General features: G+C 57.0%; 11 protein-coding genes. 7 read left to right on the forward strand and 4 right to left on the reverse strand.

Translation table 11 applies throughout. The features are described from left to right. Window positions 1-101: 101 nt before the first annotated feature. Together PSR62_RS22090 and PSR62_RS22095 are read right to left on the reverse strand one after the other, a co-directional pair. Window positions 102-4,571, reverse strand: coding sequence for a PVC-type heme-binding CxxCH protein (locus PSR62_RS22090; protein WP_274405137.1), 4,470 nt, complete (start codon window positions 4,569-4,571; stop codon window positions 102-104). 235 nt (window positions 4,572-4,806) lie between these two features. Beyond that, on the reverse strand, window positions 4,807-5,865 hold the full coding sequence (locus PSR62_RS22095; RefSeq protein WP_274405138.1) for an extracellular solute-binding protein: 1,059 nt from the start codon (window positions 5,863-5,865) through the stop codon (window positions 4,807-4,809). Between PSR62_RS22095 and PSR62_RS22100 the strand changes: the two genes are divergently transcribed. Next, window positions 5,859-7,349, forward strand: coding sequence for a hypothetical protein (locus PSR62_RS22100; protein WP_274405139.1), 1,491 nt, complete (start codon window positions 5,859-5,861; stop codon window positions 7,347-7,349). The genes PSR62_RS22095 and PSR62_RS22100 overlap by 7 nt on opposite strands. Before the next feature lie 83 nt (window positions 7,350-7,432). Beyond that, window positions 7,433-7,537 (forward strand): hypothetical protein, encoded by a 105-nt coding sequence (locus tag PSR62_RS25825; protein ID WP_443217459.1) that lies wholly within the window; start codon window positions 7,433-7,435, stop codon window positions 7,535-7,537. Between the two features lie 44 nt (window positions 7,538-7,581). Here the strand turns inward: PSR62_RS25825 and PSR62_RS22105 are convergent, their stop codons facing one another. Together PSR62_RS22105 and eboE are read right to left on the reverse strand one after the other, a co-directional pair. Next, a complete protein-coding gene (locus PSR62_RS22105; protein WP_274405140.1) occupies window positions 7,582-8,322 on the reverse strand; it encodes a pyridoxine 5'-phosphate synthase in 741 nt (246 codons plus the stop codon). Window positions 8,323-8,415: 93 nt separating this feature from the next. Beyond that, the gene (gene eboE / locus PSR62_RS22110) at window positions 8,416-9,819 is read right to left on the reverse strand and encodes a metabolite traffic protein EboE (protein WP_274405141.1); all 1,404 of its coding nucleotides are present in this window, start codon (window positions 9,817-9,819) and stop codon (window positions 8,416-8,418) included. Window positions 9,820-10,017: 198 nt separating this feature from the next. Here eboE and PSR62_RS22115 point away from each other — a divergent pair, with 198 nt between their 5' ends. The 5 genes from PSR62_RS22115 to PSR62_RS22135 all read left to right on the forward strand — a co-directional run bounded on the left by PSR62_RS22115 (window position 10,018) and on the right by PSR62_RS22135 (window position 17,709). After that, the gene (locus PSR62_RS22115) at window positions 10,018-11,292 is read left to right on the forward strand and encodes a competence/damage-inducible protein A (RefSeq protein WP_338020245.1); all 1,275 of its coding nucleotides are present in this window, start codon (window positions 10,018-10,020) and stop codon (window positions 11,290-11,292) included. A 4-nt stretch (window positions 11,293-11,296) separates the two neighbouring features. After that, window positions 11,297-11,794, forward strand: a complete 498-nt coding sequence (locus PSR62_RS22120) for a hypothetical protein (RefSeq protein WP_274405143.1) — start codon at window positions 11,297-11,299, stop codon at window positions 11,792-11,794. Between the two features lie 46 nt (window positions 11,795-11,840). Then, window positions 11,841-12,224, forward strand: a complete 384-nt coding sequence (locus tag PSR62_RS22125; RefSeq protein WP_274408278.1) for an alpha-L-rhamnosidase C-terminal domain-containing protein — start codon at window positions 11,841-11,843, stop codon at window positions 12,222-12,224. Between the two features lie 275 nt (window positions 12,225-12,499). Beyond that, entirely contained in the window at window positions 12,500-16,300 is a 3,801-nt protein-coding gene (locus tag PSR62_RS22130; protein WP_274405144.1) for a family 16 glycoside hydrolase, read from the forward strand. Between the two features lie 2 nt (window positions 16,301-16,302). After that, complete coding sequence (locus tag PSR62_RS22135; protein WP_274405145.1) at window positions 16,303-17,709, forward strand: sulfatase family protein; 1,407 nt, start codon at window positions 16,303-16,305, stop codon at window positions 17,707-17,709. Window positions 17,710-17,899 lie beyond the last annotated feature (190 nt).

Genomic DNA, 17,899 nt, shown 5'->3' on the forward strand with positions numbered 1-17,899 from the left:
CCTCAGTTCACTCCGCGTTTCAACGCTCTGGTTTCGCAAGCCCATCCAAGCGACCATCTCGCAACAGCGAGGTGACCGCGAGACAAGTTGCGAATTCCAGATCAGGGTGATTCGATGGTGATCGCCACGAAGATGGGCGAACTGCTATCGTCGCCTTTGATCAGCTCGATGCTTTGCAACGCATCTTGCCGTTTCGGCGTCAGCTTCAGGTAACGAACCTGTTGGCCACGAACATCAAACGCGAACTCGGACTTCGGCACATCCACGCGGCGGATATAGTCTGCGAAATGCACACCGTTGAGAAGCTTGTGATCTTCCACTTCTCCATCGGCATAGTTCAGACGAATCGTTGCGGTGTGGGATCCCTCGGCCCCGAATGGGAATCCCCATCCGCTGACCGCACCGAGAATATGAATCGCGGACGCACTCGCGTTGCAAATGATCGGTACCTGCTTTGGCATCGACGGTGGCTTGCTGCCTTGTGGCCCGTGCAACAGAATCACGTTGGGCACGCGGCCTTGTTGCGGATCGACCAAAGTGAACGGCACGCCGTTGTGCTCCTTCGGTCCCCAATCCGAAAAGATGATTCGGTCGGGGCCGTTGTCACCGTTGCTGAACATCCCTTTGGTGCTGACCGCAGTGGCGATTCCCGAGAATGACAAAGGAGTGTACTTGCCCCGAGCAGTCAGGAACTCGAGCAAGTTCGTCATCTCTTCCTTCTTGATTTGGCTTTCAAAACCTTCCGGCATCAACGATTGGCTGGAAGCATTCAATTGCTCGATTTCTTCTCGCAAGATCGTGTGACGTTTGGCTTGAGCGTCGATCAATTCAATCGATGTCCGCGACTCACCACCGAGCATGCCCGTGAAGACTTGGCCTTCGGTCGTCAACACAGCAAACGTTCGGAAGTTGCCTTCGACACTTTGGTTGGGATCCAAGATGTGCGTCAGCAGCTCTTGCTTCGGGTGAACCGCCATGCCGGTCAAATCCGGCCCCACATCGGCTCCTTCGCCGCTGTGACGATGGCAATTGGCACAATGCTTCTTGAAGACTTGTGCCCCCAGCGTCGCATTGCCCTTCGCTTGTGCAACCGGCAACCATTCGTGCAGCAACGCCACACGGTTCGCCGTTGGAACGCCACCGGAGGACTTCAACAACTTCTGAGCTCGCTGCTTGATCGTTTTGTCGGGATGATTGTTCAACGCTTGACGTTGGTCGAGCGAAAGATCCGACATCCGCAGTTCACCCGCTTCGATGCTGTCGATCAATTCCAACGTCGTGTTGGGACGCGAAAGCAACACGCGAATGATGGAACCGCGAACCGAAGGGGTTGATGCCGCGGTCTGTTCGATCAAAGCACCACCGAGTTCTTCACTCCGGCTGGACTTGAGTGCATCCAGAATCCCAACCGTTGCAGCGGGCGACGTTTGCGGACCGATGCTTTCCAGCAGATCGAAAACCACATCGTCGTCGGTCGGCTGCATCGCCACCAATTGACGAGCGGAGCTGACTCGATCGCGGTCGCTGAGCGAATCGTCCTGGACCAATTCGAGCAACTGCTCGGCCAACTCCGCAACCTTTTCAGTCAGTGCATCGGTTCCCCATTTCTCGGACAACTGAACCAGTTGACTTTGCTGATCGACGGAGACATGTTCGAACAAGGCCACCAACTGAGATTCAGCCGCTTCGGGAAGTTCCACGCTGTGATCACTTGGCCATCCCTTCGCGAGTCCAGCCAACACACCCGAGGCATTGCCATTGGCGGTCTTGGCGACCGCTTGGATCAACCGTTGCAGAGCATTCGCATCGGGTTGCGACCGAGCGAAGTGTTCGCTGATCACATTCAGGCGACTGCGAATCGATCGCGAAAGATCGCGTTCGGGAGCGGATGCCAACACGGCCGGAAGCGTTCCGCCGGCGTGCATCGCTGTGGCACTTGTCCATGCATCGAGCAACCATCGATCATCGCCGAGGCTCTTCATCGACTGAACCAATGCACTGACAACCATGTCGGTCGTCGGCGTCGTGGGCTCTGCCAACTTCAGCAGCGCCGCCAATTGGACTTGAGCATTGCCATCGTTTAGCACTCCCGATTCGATCAATCGCTGGATGTCTTCTTCGGAACTTCCCAGCACAGTCACGGCTGAACGACGCACGCCCGCACTGGGATGCTGCAACGAGGTGCGAACGGCGGCGTCGATGGTCGCGCTTCCGCTACCAACCAATCCCAATCCGTCCAGCGTCCAAAGTGCATGAATGGCACCGGGAGTCAAACCAATCGCGTCCTGTTCCTCGTCGGCGATCAACTCCAACAAAGACGAAACGGTCGCGTCGTCAAGCTGGCCCAACTCCACCAACAAGCGTTGAGCTTGCGACCGGACCGGCATGGCGGAATGTTTCAAAGCGGCCAACAAACCTGGCACATCGTCCGAACTCAAACTTGGAACGGATACCGTCTTGGACGCCTCTCCATCGGTGACCAAGCGATAAACACGACCGTGCTTTTTGTCTCGCAGGTCGGTCTTGTAAGCGTTGCCTTGGCCCGTTTCAAAACCGTGAGGTGTTGGGTTGTGTTGGATGATGTAGTTGTACCAATCCAAGACCCAAACAAACCCATCGGGACCGGTCTCCGCCATGATCGGTGCCGCCCACTCATCGTCACTGGCGACCAAGTTGAATGGGCTGGTCGATTTGAATCCGGCTCCGTCGGGCGTCAGCACAAAGGTGCCGACCAGGTGGCCGGTGGGTCCACACACGAACGCGGTTCGGTTCCACCAAGCTTGTGGGTACTGACGAGCGGTGTAAACGCCGTGACCTGCCGCGGCGGTGTACCCACCATGCTGGTCAACCTGGCGAATGTTTGGCGTGATCGGATCAAACAGGTGCGTGTCCGAAATCATCTGCAACGTCTGAGGTGACCAACCGCGAACCTGCTCGTAATAACGGTTGGGAATCGCCAGGAAATTGCTGGGGTTGCGGTTCGCAGTGGACCCGAACACCAGGCCTTCTTCGGTGAATCCCAATCCCCAAGTGTTGTTGTTGGTGGCCCGCATGAATTCCAGCTTCTCGACACGCAACGTGTGATCGGAGAAGTCGTTTCCAGCATTCGATCCCGCAATTGCGTTGGCTTCCCCGTTTGGATCGGCGTCGACCTTGAATCTCCAGAATCCCTGGCGGAACCCTTGCTGGCGTTCACCATTGATGACCGGACGAGACGCGTTGTATCCCTGCATCCCCCAGATCCAGTTGTCCAACCCGTAACGGAAATTGCTGACGCCTCCGTGCGTGTCTCCCAGTGCCCACCCCGTGATCAGGGTTTGACGGAAATCCGCTTTGTCATCGCCATCGATGTCCTTCAAGTAGACCGTCTCTTGCCCGTCCTGCACGATGACGCCACCGCGATAGCACACCAACGTGGTCGGAATACTCAGTTCTTCGGCGAACAACGTGAACTTGTCGGCCACGCCGTCTTGATCGGTGTCTTCGCAAATCCGGATGCGGTCGCGGCCCTTGCCTTTGGGTTGCAATTCATTGGGGTAATCCATCGTCTCGCAAACCCACAAACGTCCCCGCTCGTCCCAGGTCATCGCGATTGGTTTCCCACCCATGTTCGCTTCCGAGGCCCACAGTTCCATGTGCATGCCCTTCGGATTCGTGTAGCGTTTGATCGACTCTTGCGGTGGAAGAGGATCCTGCATCAACGTTTTCAGTTCGCCTTGTTCGCCCCACTTTTCACCGGCGGTGTAGTTCGGAATTTTGGCTCCGACATCGGTGAAGGTGAACGGTTTGTCGCCTTCGGGCAGCGAGGTCATTTCGGGAACCGGGAACGCGGCCGCATCGGCAAACTCACCCGCCCGTTGAGGATCCTTCTTCGCGACCCAGCGGATGCCACGTTCGACCAGATTCAAGAAACCTGGGTTCGTCCAGGTGCGACTGTCGTGCCCCCAAGCGGTGTAAAACACTCGTCCTTTTCCTTGGTCGCGAACCCAAGTCCAGGGTTCCCGTCCGCTGGAATCCACCCGGTATTCCAACACCGTTCGGTTCGCTTCGTTGTGCAGGTGGTGAACGTAGGTTTCATCCCAACTTTCAAACCCGCTGTAACCTCGCATCAACTCGTGACCGGGTTCGGCGGGAGTCGTCCGGAACACGCCCGTCCCGTGACGCTGAAACTGAGCCCCCATCAAGGCCACAATCTCAGGGTTGTTGCGAAAGCAATACGTCGCACAGTGAAGCGGCACAAATCCGCCACCTTCTTCGACGTATTGCAACAAGGCGTCGGCTTGTGTTTTTTCGATCTCATCGATGTTGGCGTACAACACCAAGGCGTCGTATTCGTTCAGCTTGTCCAGATTCAGCACCGACATGTCGTCGGTGTAAATCAAATCAATGCCGTTGCTTTCCATCACGGGCTGCAACTCATCAAACCGCGGTTTGGGTTGATGGTGCCCGTTGTCTCCCAAAAACAACACGTTGAGTCGATGGTCATCGGCGGACGCGTTTTCCGCCTGCCACGCGGATGTGAACGTCCAAGTCGCGACGAATGCGAGGGCGAGCAGCAAGGTGTTCTTCATAGAGATGGGACGACAACAAATGCCGTGATACGAAGTGTTCGGAAGGGAATCGACACCGCTTCTTGCATGGCGACCGCAAGGAACGAGGCGGCCAAAGCGGCGAAGAAAGCCATTGTCATGCAAACAACGACTTGATGCTAAACCTAGAAGCACTGGCAACAATGAGAAAACACGCACGTCGCATGTGATATTTCACCATTTGCAGCGGACATCTGTGCTGGGCAAAGCAATTTGCTCAGTTTGCAAACAGATCCGCCAACGTCTTGGCCCAGTCGTCCCAGTCTTCAGCGGCGGCTTCAAAATCCACCCGCATCCATCGCACCGGTTCCGCTGGCAAGACAGCGGGCGGAAAGTTGGACTCTTTGCTGATTGGCAATTGGCTGCTGCGTCCCATCGCCAAACGGTCTTCGATCTCGGGAGTCATCAAGAAATCAGCGAGCTTGCCGGCCGCGATCGGATGAGGGGCCCCCCGAAGGATCGCCAGCGTGTTTGGAATCCGAAGTGTTCCTGGCTGGTCCGGTTGCTGGTCCGGGTAAATGATTTCGACGGGGTATCCCAAGTCCTTTTCAATGATCGCGTCATCGGTGTCGGTCAGCCCCCACGCCACTTTGCCGGACGAAACGGCCTGTGCCACCTGTTTGTTGCCTGACAACACGACCGCATTGTCATGAATTCGTTGCAGCAATTCCAACGTCGCTTCCGGTCCCATGATCTCTCTCAGCACGGCAAAGTGCGTGGCGGTGGTCCCAAACAAAGGCCGAGCCATCGCACAGTTCTCCGCCCACTTGGGATCCGCCAGTTCGTTCACACGATTCGGACGCTCACCGGCGTCTGGAAGCATTTCCGTGTTGACCAACAACACGCGAGCCCGTGCTGCGAACCCACACCAAGTCCCATCGCTGGCGATCATGTCCTGCGGCCAAGTCGACGGGACTTGCCAATCATGCGGCTCCAGGATGCCGAGCTTCTGCAGTCGGACCGTGTGCATGATCTCGTTGTTCCAAAACAAATCACAACGGGGGGCATCCGCCTCTGCAATCAATTGGTTGGCCAGCCCGACGGTTTTGGTGGATTCAATGTCGAACTTGCCAACCACACCGATCTCGTTGTCCGTCGATCGTTCAAATGCCGCCAAAATCGGCGACGCAAATTCCTCGTCGAGTGCCGAATACACGACCACGTCGGATTCGCTACGAGACACACAACCGGAACAAAGCAACGCGGATGCGGCGACAAAAGCGAGTTGCACAACGGAAAACGAAGCGACGGGGACGCAGACAGTTTTCAATGACACGTGAGGCCGAGTACGCTGGAGGAATGATGGACAAACGTTTGCAAACTCGATTATGGCGTGTGCTGCTTGTGATGGCGATCGGTGGGATCGTTTCGTTTCCATTTCGCACGGTTTTTGCCGATGACGCTCCCACCGCCGATTCCGGTTTGCTGACCCGAGAAAGCCAGCATTTGCGTCTGACCAGCGACGTCGAGGATCCAGAACTGCTGGATGACTTGGTTCGTTCATTTGACGATTCGCTGCCGCAATGGCTGGCCTTTTGGGGCGTGCCCGAATCACAGGCCGCGAACTGGAAGATTCAAGGTTATTTGATGAGGAACGTCGACACGTTCCGAAAATCAGGAGCCCTTCCCAACCACATCCCGCGGTTTGACCACGGCTATTCCACGCCGCACACGATTTGGGTTCGCTACCAAGACACAACCTACTACAACCGACACTTGGTGTTGCACGAAGGAGTCCACTCGCTAGCGTTCGAATTGTTTGGCGCGGGCGGCCCGAGTTGGTTCATGGAAGGCACCGCCGAGTTGCTGGCCTTGCATCGCGATCGAATTCCGGTGCCATCGAGACAACCGCGGTCTGAGTTCTCGTCCAACGGATCGGTGCTGGCGCAATCCATGGACGCATTCACCATCAATCAGTTGCCACGCAACCGTTGGGACACGCCGGGCTGGGGCCGTTACAAAATCGTGGCTCGCCAGCGGGAAGCGGGAACACTGCCCACACTGAAACGTGTTTTGAAACTTCCCACCGAACTGAACGGCAAAGTCGAAGCCTACACGTGGTGCTGGGCCGCCGCGTCATTGTTCACACAGGCCCCCGAATCACGAGACGCATTTCTGAAAGCGGCTCGCCGCGGCTTCGATCAAACCGAGGCATTCACTTCCGAATTCTATCGCGATGTCGCGGAAGAATGGCCAGTCCTGTCGGCTCGCTGGCGATTGATGATGAATGACTTGGACTACGGGTTCGATTGGTCACGCCACCAAGTGAAGCTTTCGACCTCCGATCCGAGAGCCAGTGGTGCACCGTTCCAAGTGAACGTGACGCCGGACCAGTCCTGGCAATCCGTTGGCATGTGGTTCCCCAAGGGTGCGAAGTTACGATTCATGGCGGAAGGACGATGCCACGTCACACCGGACTGGATCAGCGAGCCCGCCGGGATCACGCTGGAATACAACCGCGGCCATCCCTTGGGGCAACTACAAGTCTGCGTGCTTCCAATCGCAACACCGGCCGGAGCAACGATCCCCGGTTTGGGCATTCGCCCCGTCCTCACTCGAGCCGATGTGTCGAAATTCAAAGCCAACACGCCTGCGGGTTCCAGCGATGATTCGACGCCGATTCCAGGATCGAACGTGATCGCAATCAACGAACCTTCGTGGGTTCTGTTGCGAATCAACCTTCCCGCCGGTCACTCTCCGGTTGAAACGATCACTGGCGAGCAAGAAGCCTACCAAGTCCAAATCATCCCAAGTCGGTGACAGCTAGCTTCTAGCTCATAAGCCGTAGCCGGATTCGCCAAGAATTCGGACGCTCACCATCCCGCACATCTGAATTCTGGCGAATCCAGCTACGATGTGTTGGTAGGCCATGTCTCACATGGCATCCCAGCCGATGCTTTGGAACAAAGCGAGGCGTCATCGCCCCGACTCATTCCATCACTCAATAACAAATTTGCAATGTTCATTTTGCAATTTGCAATTCCCCCGTCTCTCACCGAGCCGCAAGCGTCACGCTATCCAGCAAGCGACGCATTTCGGCGACCGCTTCTCGCATCCCGACCATCACCGAACGACTGACAATGCTGTGCCCGATGTTCAGTTCCGCCATGCCTTCGATCGCGGCGACCGGGCGGACGTTGACATAGTTCAAACCGTGACCAGCGTGCAAACGCATGCCCGCATCACGAATCATTTTGCCGGTCTCGGCCAAACGTCTCAGCTCGTGCTCGACCGCCGCTCCCTTGGCCAAGGCATAGGGCCCGGTGTGCAATTCAACCGCGTCCACTTTCAGCTTCGCAGCCGCTTCGATTTGATTGGGTTCCGGGTCCAGGAACAGGCTCGTTGCGATGCCGGCATCCTTCAGCGTTTGAATGGCATCCGCGATTCGTCCGGTGTCACCGGCGACATCCAAGCCACCTTCGGTTGTCACCTCTTCGCGACTCTCGGGGACCAACAGTGCCCAATCGGGTTGCACGCGACAACAAATCGCCAAGACATCCGGGGCACACGCCAGCTCAAAGTTCGTTCGGACTTGAACCGTTTTCACAAACAGCTCGACATCCCGATCGGAAATGTGACGCCGGTCTTCTCGCAGGTGAAACGTGATTCCGTCGGCGCCGCCCTGCTCGGCCAAGGCCGCTGCGATGATAGGATCCGGTTCGTGGCCTCGGCGAGCTTGACGAAGCGTGGCGACATGATCGACGTTGACGCCTAGATCAATGAAGTGCGGCATGGGTGAAATGGGAGAATGAAGTGGAGGAAAAAGTAGTCGTCAACGTTCGGAGTTCGAACCATTAGCCGATGGACGCTCGCGTGTTCCGACTGCTCAACAGTTCGACAAGACATCGTGCAACCAAATGAGTTCGGAGGCGATGTCGCCGGCCAAATCACTTCGGCCTGCCGACTCGGGCAACACCGACCAAGCGTAGGTTTCGACTTCCAGGTGCCCCGTGAACTGAAGTGGTTGCCGGCGTTTGGAGGGGTCCGTCAACTCGACGAGGCTGTTCAGCGTGCTCAGCACATCGCCGCGAGTTGTCCCGAGATGCCCAAACTGCTCCGCAAAAATGGGCACATGGAAATGGATCATCCATCGCTTGTCGCCGGCGTAGCGACTGGGATTGGCATCCATCTCTGCCAACACGGCTGGCAAATCCTCTTCCAACACGAACTTTCCGGACGCCGTGACACGACCGGTTTGGTGCAGGTAGCGATCTTCGGCAAACGATCGCAACTGAGTCAGGGTGGCCTCGCGATCGGTGTCCGCGATCTGACTCCAGTCGACCACGATGGCGCTGCTGACCTGAACCTTGCCGACCACAATCCCAGCTTTGGCATAGGCGGCCAAGACATCGTGTTGAGACTCACCCATCACAGCGGAATGACAAACATCATGGCAAACGCCGATGTACCGTCGGTGTGTCGCATCAGGCAATTGCTTTTCGAACCACTCAATCACTTTCGCGGCGGTGTCCAAGATGCAACCAGGCTCCGGCTCGATCGCCAACACAATTCGTTTGCCCGTCCGGTCTTCCAAACGTCGCAGATCTTCCGCCATCCGCCGCAGGTTGGTTCCCGCATGATGCAGTTGGTCATCGGTGACCTCGACCCGATTGCCCTCTTCGTCGGTGTTTTGCGGCCAACCGATCGGCAGTGTGCTGATCGTGCCCAGGTTGGTGTCCGCGGGCAAAATTTCGGCCAAAATTTTCGCCAGGTCTCGGGTGTAGCCGATCCGAGCGTCTTCCCACCAAGTCGGCGAATACACCGCGTGCTTGACGACGTCTTGATGGAAGTTGTCGTGTGGAAATCCGTTGAAGGTGTAGGCCAGCAAGCGAGCTTTCTTCATCGCTGCGGTCAGCGGTTCCAACCCGTTGCGTCGCAGATCGGTGGTGGCTTCCGATGACAACCACAATCCAATGCCCAGCGGCGGCGCGGTGCTGACGATGGTCGCGAAATTCTTGCCCGTTTGAACCTTGGGCGAACCGCTCTCATCCGAATACTGGGAATCAAGGATCCGCCGGCGGACTTCCGCCGAGATGGATTCCAAGTTGCTCGTCACCCCGGCGACATCCGCGCCCGCATGAATGTTGGTGCAGTACCCCACCGTCCAGCGAATGGGCGAGTTCGAATCAGGAGCACGGCTGGCTCCGTCTGCTCCGTCAGCCACCTGGCCGGCGTTTGATTTTTCGATGACCGCAGTGACGTCGGGAAAACCGTTGGGCGATGATGTCATGCTTGGCGAATGTCCAGTTTGCTCGGGGGGGCGTCAGGCGGTGCGTCTCGTTGCGGTCAGTTCACCATCGAAATCCCAATCCAATGACGAACTGTCCTGCAAAGGTTAAGCTGCGTGACAAGATTTGTCGCCCCAGGTCAGTGCGGCGGCCCGGTCTTTTTGATCTTCCATTTGCTTCCATTTTGTCACGCCAAACGAATGCCACACATCACGGCCGAAATCATTTCCATTGGCGATGAAATGATCACCGGAGCCCGCCTGGACACCAACACCCAGTGGCTCAGCCAGCGTCTCGGCGAATTGGGTGTGGACGTACAATTTCACTCCACCGTCGGCGACACACTCTCGCACAACACCGATGTGTTTCGGATCGCAGCCCGCCGGGCCGACATCGTCGTTGCCACGGGTGGATTGGGCCCCACACGGGATGACCTGACCCGGGAAGCGATCGCGGAATCCCTCGGGCTGCCGCTGCAACTGCACGAACCTTCGCTGGAGTTCATCCGGTCCATGTTTCAGCGTCGCGGGCGAGAAATGCCCGAACGCAACAGTTGCCAAGCGATGTTTCCGCTCGGTGCCACGCCAATTCACAACCCTCAGGGAACCGCCCCCGGGATCGACGTCGTCGCAACTCGCGAGGACGGCACGCAGTCTCGCATCTTCGCACTGCCCGGCGTGCCTGCGGAAATGAAGACGATGTTCGACGAAACGGTCGCGGCCGCCGTCCTGGCGTCCAACGGGCAACGTCAACACATCGCTCACCACATCATGAAGTTCTTTGGCATCGGCGAAAGTGACATGGAACAACGCTTGGGCGACATGATCGCTCGTGACCGTCAACCACGAGTCGGCATCACGGTCAGCGCCGCAACGATCTCCTTGCGAATCGTCGCGACGGGCGACACCCCCGAGGAATGTGAAGCCGCAATCGCCAAAACTCGCGCTGAGATCCTCGAGAAAGCCGGCGAGTTCTACTTCGGCGACGGGGAAACGTTCGAGCAACACCACGCGGTCATTCGTCATCTCAACGAAGTCGGCCAGCGATTGCTGTTGGTTGAACTCGGCCGAGCCGCCCCACTGGGCGATTGGTTTGCCGCCGTCTCGGACGAACCCGGCTTCACCGCGGATGTGCCCGCATTCGTCGGAGGAATCTCACTCGCCGATGTCGACGATCTGCGACAATGGACGGGGATGCCCCAGGACGCTTCCGCGGAAACCTGCTTGACCGCACTGCGGGAACGCTTGTCGGCCGATTGGGTGTTGCTGGTGGACGAGTACCCCAGCCTGCACCGAACCAGCGAACATCCGTTGCCGGGAAGCGATGTCACGTTCACCGTGGCAGCACCCGATGGTTCGTTCCCATCCATCACTCAACACCTCGGAGCTCATCCGAGCATCTTGCACGCCCGCGTCGCAAAAGCGGGTTTGTTTTGGTTACGAAAGTGTTTTGTCACCGCCCCATCAGGAGTTTGAAACCATGATTCGATCCATCGTCTTGGCGTTCGCTTGCATTGCCATGTTTGCCAGCAACGACAGTGTTGCGACCGCGCAAGCTCCCTCGGAATCACAAGCTCCCTCGGAATCAACCGAGAGTGGTGCTCGTGAATTGCGTTTGGCCAAGTACCTCAGTGGTGCCACCTTCACAGGTCACTTCACCGTTGACGGCAAAGAAGACCGAGCACTCAAACCGGAGTCGTACACGATCAAGTCCTGCGAGAAACTTCCCGAGCCCGACATGTACTCGCTGAAAGTTGCGATCAAGTACGGCGACACCGACGGCGAATTCCCCATGCAACTGAAGATCCTGTGGGCGGACCGGACTCCCGTCATCACCATGGATTCCGTTTGGATCCCCGGGCTGGGAACGTTCTCCTCTCGCGTTCTGATCCACGACGGACGTTACGCCGGGACTTGGCAACACGACGCCAAAGGAGGCCACCTGTTCGGCAAGATCACCCCGGCGAACAAGCAGTGAACAACCGATTGAATTGGTGAAGGTCAACCGCTGGGTGGCTTGGGAGATGAAGTGCAAACCCAACCAAGATTGGAATCACGCTTGGGGTGCGGCTCCAGCAAACCTGCTTCCGCGTCATGTGCTTGGCGTCCAACCTGTCCGGCCAGGTTGGAAACGAGTCCTCGTGCGTCCTTGCCCGGGTGATCTGAAATTTGCTCGCGGAAAAGTGCCGTCCAAGCATGGCCCCATCCACGTGGATTGGAATCGCGAATCGGGTTTCAAGCTTTCCGTCGATTTGCCCGAGGGAATCACCGCGATTCTCGATTCACCTGCCCTGGAGGGTGTGCAATCGGTTTCAGTCAACGGATCGCCCGTGTCCGTGACCCGCAAACAGACCCGATGGGTTCTCGATGGCGAATTCAGGGGCTCGATTTTGGTCGAGGCCAATTGAACGAGGGCTCCGAGCATCTATGATCATCTTGGTGACGATAGTCTATACGCTTGGCTTTCTCCCCAGATCCCACCCCAAACAACTCACCTTCGCAGGCTCCTTGCTTGCATCGTCAACTCATTCGACAAGTTCGTTTCCATCACGCCCGAGCAAGCCGCTCGATCTGTGACCTGATCCAAAGCGGCGTTCAATCGACACCCAGGCCCCAGGCCCCTCTCGAAGGCCGGCTTGGAACGACGCCAACTTGTTTCCTCCCACCTATTTGCAAAGCCACTGTGACCCACCTCGGATATCTGACACGCGCGTGTCTCGTTCTTTCGTTTGTCTGTTCTCTGTCCGTTCAGGCGGAAGACTCCTTCGAACACTTGTTCAACGGAAAAGACCTTTCCGGATGGGCCGGGAACGACTCCTTCTGGTCCGTTCGCGACGGAGTCATTCATGGGGAGACGACGAAAGAGAATCCAACCAAGGGCAACACATTCTTGGTCTGGCAAGGCGGAGAAGTCGAGGACTTTGTCTTCCAAACCCAAGTCCGTTTTCGTGGCAACAACAGCGGCGTGCAATATCGCAGCGAACTGATCGCCCCCAAAGACTTTGTTGTCAAAGGCTATCAAGCGGACCTGCACCAATCGCCCGACTTCTTTGGGATGCTCTACGCAGAGAAATGGCGAGGCATCGTCGCGAAGCGATTCCAAAAAGTCGAAGTCGGTTCGGATGGCAAACCCAAGGTGGTCGGCGAAGTGGGCGACCGCTCGCAAAAGTTGGTCGACTGGGAATGGAACGAACTGACCATCATCGCGGTGGGTGACCGGCAAATTCACCAGGTCAACGGCGTCACCACGATGGACTTGACCGACAACCATCCGGAAGCCCGCCGCAGTGGGATCCTGGCGTTGCAGTTGCACGCCGGACCTCCGATGACTTGTGAGTTCAAAGACGTTCAGCTTCGAAAGCTGACTGCAACGGATGCCAAGTCCGTGTTGAATTCCTACGTCCAAAGTGGTGCTTCTACCAAAGGCAAAAACGCCGAGAAACCTTCGGCTGCGACCGCGTTTGATTGGGTTGCCAAGTCACCGACTCCACAATGGATTTGGCGCCGGGACCAGCCATCGTCCGACGATCCGCTTTATCTGCGGCATCAGTTCGAGTTCATGCCAGAAGGATCCAAAGAAACCATTCGCTCGGCCCGCTTGTATGCCACCTGCGACAACGAGGCGACCGTTTGGATCAATGGAAAAGCGGTTGGTGATTGTCCCGACTGGAAGTACCCGATCAAAGAGCTCGATGCCCGCCAATTCGTCCGGGCAGGCAAGAATCAAATCGCTGTCAAAGCTGGCAATCGCGGTGGAGTGGCGGCTTTCGTTTTCAAACTGGAAGTCGAAACCGAGGATGGAACCGTTCATCAAGTCATCTCCAATCCAACCTGGAAGCTGGCCAACGAAGGGACCGGTGATTGGAAGACGACCGCTTACGATGATTCCAAATGGAACGTCGCCGCCAAGTCGCTGGGAAATTTTGGGAAGTCGCCTTGGGGAAAACCGGGTGTTGGCACCGACCAGGCATCTGAAGACACATCTTTCAGCGCCGACGAAGTCACAGTGGCCGATGGATTCAAAGTCGAACTGATTTATCAAGTTCCCAAAGTCCGCCAAGGAAGCTGGGTCTCGTTGACGACCGACGATCAAGGTCGCTTGTACGCCAGCGATCAAGGCGAGGCGGGCTTGTATCGAATCACGCTGGATGAATCATCTTCCAACGCGACTGGCGAATCAGGCGTCCAAGTTGAGAAGATGCCGGTGAAGGTGTCCGGGGCTCAGGGCATGGCTTGGCACAACGGCGCGTTGTATTTCAACCGCGGAAGCAGCCCGATGTATCGTGTCACCGATTCGACCGGCGACGGGCTGTTGGATCATGCGGAGGAATTGTTCGGCACGCATGGCGGCGGAGAACACGGGAACCACGCCGTGATTCCAACCGAGGACGGCGAGGCACTCTACGTCGCTGCGGGCAACCACACGAATCTGCCGGACGAATCCATCATCGCTGGATCACGCGTCCCGACCTGGAACGAAGACCTGCTGCTGCCGCGTGAATGGGACGCCAACGGACACGCTCGCGGTCGACTCGCACCCGGCGGCTGGATCACTCGGTTCGATCCCAAGACGAACGAACATGAAGTCATCTCGATGGGTTATCGCAACCAATACGACATTGCATTGAACCGTGCCGGAGACTTGTTCACGTATGACGCGGACATGGAATGGGACCTCGGTTCGCCCTGGTACCGCCCGACGCGAATCAACCATGCCGTCAGCGGTTCGGACTACGGATGGCGGAGTGGATCCGGGAAGTGGCCGGAGTATTACGAGGACAGCTTGCCAGCCGTCTTGAACATCGGCCCCGGCAGCCCCACGGGTGTGGTCGGCGGCCAAGGAGCCAACTTCCCCGCCAAGTATCAAGACGCGATCTACGCGTTGGATTGGACCTTCGGAACGATCTACGCGATTCACTTGGAACCCGATGGAGCCGGCTGGAAAGCTCACCAAGAAGCGTTCTGCTACGGAGCCCCCCTGCCCGTGACCGATGCCATCGTTGGCAAGGATGGCGCGTTGTACTTCACCGTTGGTGGACGTGGCACCCAGTCCGCTCTGTTCCGAATCACATACGTCGGTAACGAATCGACGGAACCTGTTTCGGCTCCCATCCCAGGCGAAGAAGCTCGTCAACAGCGTCGAAGCTTGGAAGCCTTCCACGGGAAAGAACACGCAGGCGCGGTCGCCAAGGCTTGGCCGCATCTTTCGAACAACGATCGGTGGCTTCGATACGCGGCACGAATCGCTGTCGAGTCGCAACCGACGCAGCAATGGGCCGACAAGGTCTTCGTCGAATCCGACACGCAAGCCCGGATCACCGGTGCAGTCGCTCTGGCACGCCGAGGGGATGACTCTCATCGGGCTGCTTTGATCAACGCATTGTTAGCCATGGAACCTGCGAGTTTGCCCGAGTCGCAATTGCTCGGACTGCTGCGAGCCTACGCGTTGACGTTCATTCGACTTGGCGAACCAACCGCCGAAGAACGCGAACTGGTCATCGAAGAGCTCGATGCTTTGCTTCCCAACAACAGCAAAGACGTGAACACCGAACTGGTTCGCTTGTTGGTTTATCTGGAATCACCCACGGTGATCGACAAAGCCATTGCCATGATGACGGACGCGAAACCGACGCCTCCGGCTTGGGTGGAAAACGTCGATTTCCAACGCAACCAACGCTACGGTTCGCGAGTCGTGAAGATGCTCGAGAACCAACCGCCATCTCACGAGATCAACTACGCGTTCATGCTGCGAAACCTGCGTGATGGTTGGACCATGGACAACCTTCGGGCTTACATCCAGTTCATCAACCAAGCCGCGAAATACAGCGGAGGCAACAGCTACGGCAAGTTCCTTGCGAATTTGCGTGACGAAGTGCTGGGGCACCTCAGCAACGCCCAGCGGGAAGAACTCTCCGACATCAGCGGCGAGGACTTCAACCCCGTTCCCAACTTTGAAATCACCGCTCCCAAAGGCCCCGGCAAAAAGTGGACTTTGGCAGAAGCAAGCAAGCACACCGGTGGTGCGTTGCGTCAGGCCAACTACGAAAGCGGTCGCAATCTTTTCCACGCCGCTCAGTGTGCTTCCTGTCATCGGTTCGATGGGCTGGGTGGCGACATTGGTCCGGACCTGACAACGGTGAAGAACAAATTCAACGCGAATTACTTGCTCGAATCCATCATCGAACCCAGCAAGGTCATCAGCGATCAATACGGATCGGAGGTGGTGCTGCTGGAAGACGGTCGCGTGTTGACTGGCCTGATGATTGAAAACGAAGACCAAATCGAAATTCATCCGGTCAGCAAGGCTGGGGAGACGGTGAAACCAGTCGTCGTGGATGCGGATGAAATCATCTCCGCGAAAGACTCGCCAATCTCGCAGATGCCGACGGACATGTTGAATTCGTTGAACGCAGACGAGGTCCGTGACTTGATCGCGTACTTGTTGTCCGGCGGTGACCCCAAAGCCAAGGTTTACGGAAGATAGCGATGAGCAGAATCACCAATGGTTTGATCGGACTGGCGATCACTGTCTTCTTCGGTGCTGCGTTTGCAACCGCGAAGGAAACGGAACGCCAACCCGACATCGTGGTCTATTTAGCGGATGATTTGTCGGCGTCGGACTTGGCATTGTATGGCGGCACCAACATTGAAACGCCAGCCATTGATCAATTGGCCGCCGAAGGCATGACGTTCGATCGTGCTTTCGTGGCCAGCCCGTCGTGCGCACCCAGTCGGGCTGCGCTCTTAACGGGTTTGATGCCCGCACGAAATGGCGCGGAAGAAAATCACACGTACCCACACGAGGATGTGTTGAAACTGCCGGTCGTCTTGAATGAACTCGGCTACCAGACGGTCGCGTTCGGAAAGGTGGCTCATTCCCGCAGTGCATCGGACTATCAGTTCGACACGCACGATCGAGCCCAAGACATTCCCGCGGTGCGAAAGAACGTGCGAGCCTTCCTGGAAAATCGCGATGACTCGCGTCCATTGGCATTGTTCGTCGGAGTTTCCAACCCGCACGTTCCGTGGCCGAGCGAATCCACCGTGGATCCGGAATCCATGTCGCTACCGGAGAAGTTACTCGATACACCGCAAACCCGGGTCCAACGATCTCGCTACCTGCAAGAGGTCAAAGACTTGGACGCTTACCTGAGTGAACTGCGGCAATTGGTTGACGAACACCTGTCCGAAGATCGATTGTTCCTGTTTTCCAGTGATCACGGGGCCCAGTTCCCGTTTGGCAAATGGACGCTCTATGACGAAGGAATCCGCGTCCCGCTCATCGTTTCGCGTACCGGAGTGATCGAGGCCGGTTCACGCACAGATGCGATGGTCAGTTGGATCGACATCTTGCCGACCTTGATTGAGGTCAGTGGTGGTGAAGTGCCCGAAGGCATCGACGGAAAGTCATTCGCGGGAGTGTTGCGTGATGCGTCCCAGGACCATCGCGAGCGAATCTTCGCGACGCACAGCGGCGACAAGATGATGAACGTTTATCTCAGTCGCAGCATTCGAACCGAACAGTACAAATTGATCTGGAATCCGCATCCGGAATTTGCGTTCACGACGCACATCGATTTGTTGCTTCGGGCCACATCGGGGGACTATTTCAAAGAATGGACCGAGGCGGCCAAGACTGACGCTCACGCGGCGGAAGTTGTCGCCAGTCATCACGGACGCCCTGAGTTGGAACTGTTCGATCTGACCAACGATTCGAACGAGACCAAAAACTTGGCGGACGAACCTGAATTGGCGAGTGTTCGATCTCGCTTGCTGGCTGAACTGAAGGATTGGATGCGGACTCAAGGCGACGAACTGACGGTCTTTCACGAACCGCTCCTGCTCGACGCTCCCGAAACATGGGTTCCTCGCAAACCATCAACAGGTCGGTAGGAATGATCGGGCAGAACCTCACGTTGGCGATTTCTGAGATTCGCAAATGACAGCGTCTCGGAGAGACGCCGCTACGTGATCAAGCCAAATGACTCCCGCTCACGTGCTTCGGACAAGTGGCATAGGCTTCTGTCCGACACTTGTTCTACGCTCATTGCTAAGGACCACGTGAACAACAAGTGACGTAGCG

This window comes from Rhodopirellula sp. P2, from assembly GCF_028768465.1.
Lineage (GTDB): Bacteria > Planctomycetota > Planctomycetia > Pirellulales > Pirellulaceae > Rhodopirellula.